This window comes from Streptomyces sp. NPDC006283, from assembly GCF_040613325.1.
Lineage (GTDB): Bacteria > Actinomycetota > Actinomycetes > Streptomycetales > Streptomycetaceae > Streptomyces.
In genome coordinates this window covers 1,926-10,038 of sequence record NZ_JBEXRZ010000255.1, presented here as the reverse complement: position 1 = coordinate 10,038, position 8,113 = coordinate 1,926, and the positions used below count along the sequence as shown (strand labels likewise).

Below are 8,113 nucleotides of genomic sequence, written 5' to 3'. Positions count from 1 at the left end.
CCCGCCCACCATCGGACCTCAGCACGTTCCCCACCCATGAACAGCTCAACGAGCACACGGTCAAACCGTCACGACAAGAACCGTTGCAGTACTAGGGGCGAGGGGAAGACGGACTGGGAGCATCATCGTGGTCGCGGTGTTCTCCGGCTGGTCGGACCCAAAGACAGATCGGCTTCGTGCCTTGTTAGCGACGCGTCGGCCAGTTGGGGGACACCGCTTCGCGGTGTCGGTCGGGTGCGCTGTGGCCTGATAGGGGCATGAGGCATCCCATCGCAGTCTTGCCCGCGCTCTTCCGGCCGGCACCGCCTTCCTGACGGCACGGTGCAAGGAGTGAGGGTGGGCAAGGTCGGGGTGGCAGAGGTTGACGAGGTTCTGGTCACCGTGGGCATCGACACGCACGTGGACGTGCATGTCGCTGTCTCGCTGGACCAGTTCGGCCGGAAGCTGGACGTGCTCAGTGTTCCCACCACAGGGCATGGACACCGCCGTCTTCTTGAGTGGGTACGCAGGCTGGGCACACCTGACCGCTTCGGGGTCGAGGGAACGGGTGCCTACGGGGCCGGACTGACGCGCTACCTGCGCCGCAAGGGCATGGACGCGGTGGAGGTCATCCGGCCGAGCCGCCAGACTCGGCGCCGGGCGGGCGGCAAGAATGACGCCATCGACGCCGAGGCAGCCGCCCGCGCGGTCCAGGCAGGCACGGTCATGGGCGAGGCCAAGTCCCAGGACGGTCCGGTGGAGATGATCCGCACGCTGCGGCTGGCCCGCCGTTCGGCGATGAAGGGCCGTACCCAGGCCGCCAACCAGCTCCACGCCGTTGTCGTCACCGCCCCGCAGGAGCTGCGGGACCGCCTCCGCGGCCTGTCCCTGGCAGAGCTGGTGGCCACTGCGGCCAGATTCCGCCCCGGCACCGTCGACTCTCTTGAGGCCGCTGCCAAGCTGGCTCTCAAAAGCCTGGCGGTCCGCTACCAGCAACTCGCCCAGGAGATCTCTGCGCTGGATCAGCAGATCGACCGGCTCGCCCACCAGGCCGCGCCTGACCTGATGCAGATCAAGGGGGTCGGCGTCGACACCGCAGCCGCCCTGCTGGTCGCCGCGGGCGACAACCCCTGCCGCCTGCGCTCCGAAGCCTCCTTCGCCCACATGTGCGGCGTCGCCCCAATACCCGCCAGCTCCGGGAAGACCAACCGCAACCGGCTCAACCGCGGCGGCAACCGGGAGGCGAACCGAGCTCTCTACATGCTGGCCATCAACCGCCTCAGTTACGACCCCAGAGCACGGGCTTACGCCGCCCGTCGCACCGCTGAAGGCAAGACCAGGTCCGAGATCGTCCGCTGCCTGAAACGCTACCTTGCACGCGAAGTGTTCAAGGCCCTGATCAGCGCAAACAGTGCTGTTCCTCGGCCACAGCGAGCTCCCTCCCTCAGCCCAGCCGCATGACACCAACACATGATCAACTTGACCTATAGGAGCGTCGCCAAGGACGCCGTCGTCATCGCCGACCAGGCGCGCTTGCGCCGTGATCTTCAGTTGATGCACCGAGGTGACGACAATACCGTCGATCTGCGGATTCTCACCTCACGCCGCTTGGATCTGACCGCGGACCGCACGGGCGATCAACAGGATGCGGGCCAGATGCTGGAATACTTCCCCGCCCTGGAACGTGCCTTCGATTACGAGATCTCCAAAGCCCCTGGTGCTCTTGACGGGCGATCAGACCCCGGCCGCCCTGCGACGAATCGGGAAGAACAGGCTCGTGACCTGACTGAAGAAGTGCGATGTCCGCAACTCCGGCCCGGTTGCGGACATCGCGATCGAGGCCGCTGAGGCACAGCACACCGCTGTCTCCGGAGGAAGCTGGCCGCCATCGTGGTGGCCAAGCTGGCGAGGCGGCCTCGGACGCTCCGGCTGAGGCCCGAGGGCCTTCTGCTTGCCGGCGTAGGCATCAAGGGTGGCGGGCAGCAGGGTGTGTGGTCGCGGACGTTGGCGGGGCGGGCTCGGCGGACCCGCGGTATGCCCCGCGCCTCGGTCAACGCGAGCGCTTCGTGCCTTGCTCGGACCGGTCGACCGAGCTTTTGCCTGCGCACTCCCCGCCGGAGGGAGCTTTGGTCGCCCGGCGCGGGGCAGATGTCCTCCTCGCGATGCTCCGGGACGGAACCTCTACGAACCGCAGCCTGTTCGGGCGGCCACTCCGCAGACCTAGGTGTATTGACCCGTGAGGTTGGGGACGCGGCTGGCGGGTGGGTGGCCTTTCAGCGCGGTGTGTCCGCGGTGGTTGTTGTAGGCGTGAAGCCATCCGGGGAAGGCGTCGCGTCGTTCCTGCTCTGAGCGGTAAGGGCGGGTGTAGGCCCACTCGTCGAGCAGGGTGCGGGTAGGGTCGGCCGAGCGGCGAGGTCCCTGCTGGGCAGGGCCTTTTCCGCTCGGCCTCCCTCCGAACCGGACGGGCCCGTTTCCGAGCATCCGGCTCTCCAGTGACTACTGCGTGAGCATCGTGCTCGGCTTCCTGGTGTGGATGTGTTCGTGGCAGGCGCCGCAGACCACGAGGGCCTTGCGTCGGCGCCGCGCCATGATTTTCATCCAATCGGGGGACGGCCCATCCAGCCGGGCGAGGTCGTTGAGTGACCTGATGTGGTGAACTTCCACCTCACCTGTCCGTTCGCAGACTTCGCACCGATTCCCTTGGAGCCGACGGATCAGCTCTTTATGGGGATAGGCGGGACCTGTCAGACGGTCGGTCAGTTCCGCCGTCTTCTGCCGCTTGAGGGGAATCCCTCCGAATCGGGCTACCAGTTCTTTCCTGTTGTCCCGAGGCATGTGAGCCTCGAAACAGGTGCGCGGCCCATGGGGCGTCTGGACTTTGGCCTTGAAACGGGCCGCCATCTTCGACACCGTCGAGCCGTGCTTTCGCGCCAGAGTCCGGAGCATGGAGGTCTCCATGACCCAGCGCAGGCGGTGAAGTCGGAAGACGTCGCCGGCCATCAGGTAGTACTGGACGACGCCCCGGTACTCGATGGCGAACTTCCCGACGATTACGTGGTCGGTCTCGTTCACGAGTGAGTTCTGGCATGCGGGTTTTCCGCGTGCCATGTAGGGAGCGGACTTTGTTTTGATCACGTCGGCAGGCACCTGCAGGGCGATCGTTCCGTTGACGGACCGGCGATTACGCCGGTCCGTCGCGGACGGCCGTCGTGTTCTGCGGTCTGTGCTCGCTGTCGAAATCTCGTAGCCGAGGAATCGAGCCCTGCCCGTTCGGGCGTGGGTGATCAGCGTCTTCTCTTGCGACAGTTCCAGCTTGAGGTCTTCACGCAGGAACGTCGCAAGCCGCCGTTTGATTTCTTCGGCCTCGGCCTTTGGCCCGACAAACCCGAGGAGGGTGTCATCGGCGTAACGCACGTATCGCAGTCTCCGATAGTCAGGATCATTGGGATCCTGACTGGGGAGGCTGTGCAACTTCCGGTAGAGCGACCGCACTTTGGCACGGTCACCTTTTCGGCGGGCACGTACGATTGCCGATTCGACCCGGCGGTATTCCGTGCTGCGTGCACGGAGCCTGCCTCGGGTGTATTCAGGGATGAGTATCTGCTCGACGTAGGTGTCCAGCTTGTGCAGGTAGATGTTGGACAGGACCGGTGAGGCCACGCCGCCTTGCGGGGCTCCGCTCAGCGTCGCGTGCCAGGTCCAGTCCTCCAGGTATCCGGCCGTCAACATGTTCCGTACTAGCCGCAGGAACCGGCTGTCGTGAACCTTCTCGCCCAGGATCCGGAGCATGACCTCGTGGTCGAGGCTCCCGAAGCAGTCAGCGATGTCGCCCTCGACGAACCAGGTCGTCCCCGTCCAGGTGTTGGCCACTTCGCGCAGTGCGGTGTGGCAGCCTTTCCGGGGGCGGAATCCGTGGGATCTGTCGGAGAAGACCGGTTCGTAATACGCCTCCAAGAGGAGCCGCACCACCTCGCCGACCAACTTGTCCGACCAAGTAGGCAGGCCGAGAGGCCGAGTTTTCCCGCTCTGTTTCTTCGGGATGTGAACTCGCCTGGCGGGGTGGAACCGATAGCGCTCGTGGCGCATCGCATCAATGATGCGGTCGATTCGTCCCATCGACATGCCATCCACGGTTTCCCGCGTAGCCCCCGGCGTCATCGCCCCCTTGTTGGAGTAGAGACGCCCGTAAGCGAGCAGATACAACTGCGGGTTGAACATTTGTCGATACAGTTCCTCGCACGGCAGACCGTGCCTGCCGCGCTCACGCAGGACACCCAGCACCGTTTCGGCGCTCTGCATTTCGCATACCTCCCGACTTCGGGTGTCCGATCACCTGGCCCCCTTCGCCCGATGCGGACGGCTTTCCCGTCCTCCTTGGCCGGTCGTGACTCCGGCGACTACTACGGGGCCTCCGTCGCCATGGGGCTCGCGCCCGTTAGGCGATCCCACGTTCGTCTCCGTCGCACGTCATAGCGTGACTTAGGCGCCCCACTCATCTCCTTGAATGCCCTCATTGGGCATCGCTCCTGGCCCCGAGAGTTGCGGAGTCCGTTCAACGCGGCCTCCGCAGGGCTGGCGCCGGTTTCGGGCGTCTTTCCGGCGGATGTGAACTTCCATCTCCTGGAGATTGGGATTCAGGCGGTAGAGCCTTCGCCGTATCACGCGGGCCTTCCCAGCACACCGTCCCTGACGTCTGGACCCGGCTGCTGGTTTCCTGGCATGCTCTGGTCCCCTTCACCTTTCGGATCCAGGTAAGCCATTAGGCCCAGGAACCTCCTCTCGAGTTCCTCCCGGCTATGCCGGGGATACGACAGAGCGCCTCGTGGCGCACTTGAAGCGTTCGACCTTTCCGTTGGTCTGCGGCCGGTAGGGCCGGGTCCGCTTATGGGCGATCCCGGCTGCCGCCAGCAGGTCGCGCCAGTCGCGTGAGCGGTAACAGGAGCCGTTGTCGGTCAGCACCCGTTCGACGGTGATCCCGGCCTGGGCAAAGAAGGCGTGGGCCCTGGTCCAGAAGCCGGTGGCGGTCTCCTTCTTCTCGTCCGTGAGGATCTCGCTGTAGGCGAGGCGGGAGTGATCGTCGACGGCGGTGTGCAGGTAGCTGTAACCGACGCTGGACCGCTTGGCACGGCCAGCCTGGCGGCCCAGGACCTTGTGCCCGCCGCCGTCGGGGATGTTGCCCAACTTCTTGATGTCGACGTGGACCAGCTCGCCGGGCTTGGCGCGTTCGTAGCGGCGTATGACCCGGCCGGTGGCCCGGTCCAGGTGTGTGAGCCGGGCCAGGCCGAATCGGGTCAGCACGCGGTGCACGGTCGAGGGCACCAGGTGAAGCAGGTGCGCGATGCGTGCCGGGCCCCACCGGCGCAGGACACGGACCTTGATGATCCGGCGTTCGATGCGGGTCGGGGTCCGGCGCGGGCTCGTGTGCGGGCGGGAGGAACGGTCGGACATGCCGGCTTCGCCGAACTGCCGGTAGCGCTCAGCCCATCGCTGGGCCGTGGTGGGTGAGACCTGGAAGCGCTCAGCGGCCCGCCGCAACGGCCAGCGGTCCTCGACCACGCAGCGGGCCAGACGCAGGCGTCCGGTCTCGGTCAGGGGTGCATTACGGTGGACCACGAGGGCCTTTCTGGTTGGTGTAGACGTCGCAATCCACACCGAACCGGAAGGCCCTCACCTGTTCAAGATCCTTCAGCCGAGACCTGGCTCACCCGTCCACAACCTCCTCGGACAGAACACCTAGACCATGGTCAGGAGGTGATCCGTGGGGCCATAGCCGATCTTCCAGTCGGCATAGACCCTCACAGCGCCGTCCTTCTGACACCGCAGCCTAACGGTCACCCAGCGGACCGACCCGTCGCTGGCGAGCGAGAACGCGACCGCACTCTCGAACTCCTCGCTCCCGCACGGGCAGCCAGCCCCGCCAGGATCCGAGTCCTCCGAGAACTCCTCGCTATCCGCGATGATCGCGCGGCCGCCGCACCCAGCGCACACCCGCTCGGCTCTGCCCTCGACATCGTCAATGAGCACGACGAACACGCGCCCGCCGCATCCGCCGCAGACGGAAGGAACGATGTTCACCGGACGGCCGTCGTCAGCATTCCGCGGAGCCACCCTCGCCCACCTGACCATCAGCATGCACGGACACATCGTTCTAGACGCCCCGAACCCACACCCGACCAGCTTGACCAAAGACAGGGGCACCCCCCGGTTCCATGCGGGAGAGGGAGGCGGCGCTTTAGCCGACCGATGCGCCCAGCTCGGCGAGCGTCACTTCGGTCATCCGGCGGGCTCGCCGGATGACAGCACCGGCGCGAATTTCCTGCACGTCGACGACCTGGCCGCGGCCTGCGAGCTGCTGCTGCCGGTCCATGAGCTAGACGACCAGGTCAACGTGGGGCTGCGGCGAGGACCTGACCGTCTCGCCTCCTGCATCGTCTCCTTCGTGGGGTTACGAGGGACGGATCTCCGTCGACTCGTCCCGCCCCGACGGTACCCCGCGCAAGCTTCGCGACATCTGCAAGCTGAGGGCGCAGGGCTGGGCCCACCATACCGCTGGCCCAGGGCATCGCCCAGCCTTACCAGGCTCGGTGGTCGGCGCCGGAACCTGCCAGGCCGCCGGCCCCGCGGAGTACCGGCCGCGTCCGCCTCTCGGCGAGGCGCCACCGCCCCCTACACCTGGGATCCGCCCCGGTCAGTACGCACCGCGCCCATCCACCACGGCGCGCAGGGTACGCACCAGCACCTCGATGTCGCGGGCGTAGGACCAGTTGTCCACATAGTTCAGATCCAGTGCGACGGTCTCGTCCCAGGAGAGATCGGATCGCCCGCTGATCTGCCACAGGCCAGTCAGCCCCGGCTTGACGCTCAGCCTGCGCAGTTCCGTCTCATCGTACCGCTCGACTTCTTCGGGCACTGGCGGCCGCGGACCAACCAGCGACATATGACCCGCCAGTACGTTGAACAGTTGCGGCAGTTCATCCAGCGAGAAGCGGCGCAGCACACGCCCCACCACGGTCACCCGGGGATCCCGCCGCATCTTGAACATCGCGCCGTCGTGCTCGTTCGCCGACTCCAGAGCGGACCGCATCCGGTCGGCGTTGACGACCATCGTGCGGAACTTCCACATTCGGAACGGCATGAGGTCCCGGCCGACCCGGATCTGCCAGTAGAACACCGGCCCGCCGGAGAAGACCTTCACCAACACCGCCACTACGACGAACACTGGGAAGAGCAGCACCAACAGCAGCAGCGCCCCCAGCCGGTCAGTGGCCTCCTTCAGTAGTACCTGAAGACGACCTCGCCGCGCCGCCGGGGCGATATGCCGCACTCTCAGGCCCGCCGCGTTCGCCAGCCGCCGGGACACATCGAGCGGCCGTGGAAGTACGGCCAGATCTAAGTCCGCGTCATGCAGGGCCCAGGCGAGCCGACGTACCCGCTCATTGGACATCCGGCGGCCTGGCGCCAGGAGGACCAGATCGGCGTCGAGTCCAACCGCACACTGCAGTACGGTTTCCCAGTCCAGCTGCCCTTCGAGGGCGTCACCGGCGGGGGCGAGCCGGGCAGGCACGGTCAGCCCCGAGTCGATGACCTCCTCCCCGACAAGGCAGCTGCCGACGACGACGTATTCGTGGTCGGTGCAGTGCGCCAGCTCCGCCAGCAGCACGTCGACATCGCCCGCCTCCCCGACGATCAGCACCCGGCGCAGCGACTGCGCACGACGGTGCATGGCCTTCAGGTATCGGTGTATCAGCTTGCACCGGATCACGGTCAGCACCATGCAGAGCACCAGCAGGTACCCTGCAGCTTCGAAAAACCCAATGCCGCCCCCTTGGTCCGCCACCGCACTTCCGGTGCAGTCATCGCCTTTCGGCACGAATGCCTATCCGTTTTTCGAATAGGGAATCACGAGGCCCCCGCGTCGAAGAGCTGCGGACGTCAGACATCCTGCTCAAAAACTCGAGGGCCTCTCCCATCACGCCCCCCAAGCCATCACCCGATCAGTGGCCACACTGAACAATCTCATTTATCTCCCCATCGTCTGCAGGGCGTCGAGGGACATGGCGGTGCCGTCGACTTTCTTGATCTTTATGGTGTGGCTGCCGTTGCTCAGGCCGCGCACGCTCGCGCAGACCTGCTG

6 protein-coding genes and 3 pseudogenes are annotated in these 8,113 nt (G+C 66.0%); 2 read left to right on the top strand and 7 right to left on the bottom strand.

All coding sequences use genetic code 11. The features are described 5' to 3' along the window. The first annotated feature begins 336 nt into the window (after positions 1–336). Entirely contained in the window at positions 337–1,440 is a 1,104-nt protein-coding gene (locus ABZ070_RS32485) for an IS110 family transposase (RefSeq protein WP_356639158.1), read from the top strand. 9 nt (positions 1,441–1,449) lie between these two features. Then, entirely contained in the window at positions 1,450–1,827 is a 378-nt protein-coding gene (locus tag ABZ070_RS32480; protein ID WP_356639156.1) for a transposase, read from the top strand. Positions 1,828–2,009: 182 nt separating this feature from the next. Here ABZ070_RS32480 and ABZ070_RS32475 read toward each other — a convergent pair. The 7 genes and pseudogenes from ABZ070_RS32475 to ABZ070_RS32445 all read right to left on the bottom strand — a co-directional run. Next, positions 2,010–2,107: pseudogene (locus ABZ070_RS32475) on the bottom strand (IS5/IS1182 family transposase); the annotation flags it as partial. A gap of 92 nt (positions 2,108–2,199) precedes the next feature. Next, positions 2,200–2,370: pseudogene (locus ABZ070_RS32470) on the bottom strand (integrase core domain-containing protein); the annotation flags it as partial. A gap of 105 nt (positions 2,371–2,475) precedes the next feature. Next, positions 2,476–4,278, bottom strand: a complete 1,803-nt coding sequence (locus ABZ070_RS32465) for a reverse transcriptase domain-containing protein (RefSeq protein ID WP_356639154.1) — start codon at positions 4,276–4,278, stop codon at positions 2,476–2,478. A gap of 534 nt (positions 4,279–4,812) precedes the next feature. Then, positions 4,813–5,592, bottom strand: a pseudogene (locus ABZ070_RS32460) (IS481 family transposase); the annotation flags it as partial. A 120-nt stretch (positions 5,593–5,712) separates the two neighbouring features. Beyond that, a complete protein-coding gene (locus ABZ070_RS32455) occupies positions 5,713–6,111 on the bottom strand; it encodes a hypothetical protein (RefSeq protein ID WP_356639152.1) in 399 nt (132 codons plus the stop codon). Between the two features lie 100 nt (positions 6,112–6,211). Further along, positions 6,212–6,346, bottom strand: a complete 135-nt coding sequence (locus ABZ070_RS32450; RefSeq protein ID WP_356639150.1) for a hypothetical protein — start codon at positions 6,344–6,346, stop codon at positions 6,212–6,214. Positions 6,347–6,667: 321 nt separating this feature from the next. Beyond that, complete coding sequence (locus tag ABZ070_RS32445) at positions 6,668–7,849, bottom strand: exopolysaccharide biosynthesis polyprenyl glycosylphosphotransferase (protein WP_356639148.1); 1,182 nt, start codon at positions 7,847–7,849, stop codon at positions 6,668–6,670. Between the last annotated feature and the right edge of the window lie 264 nt (positions 7,850–8,113).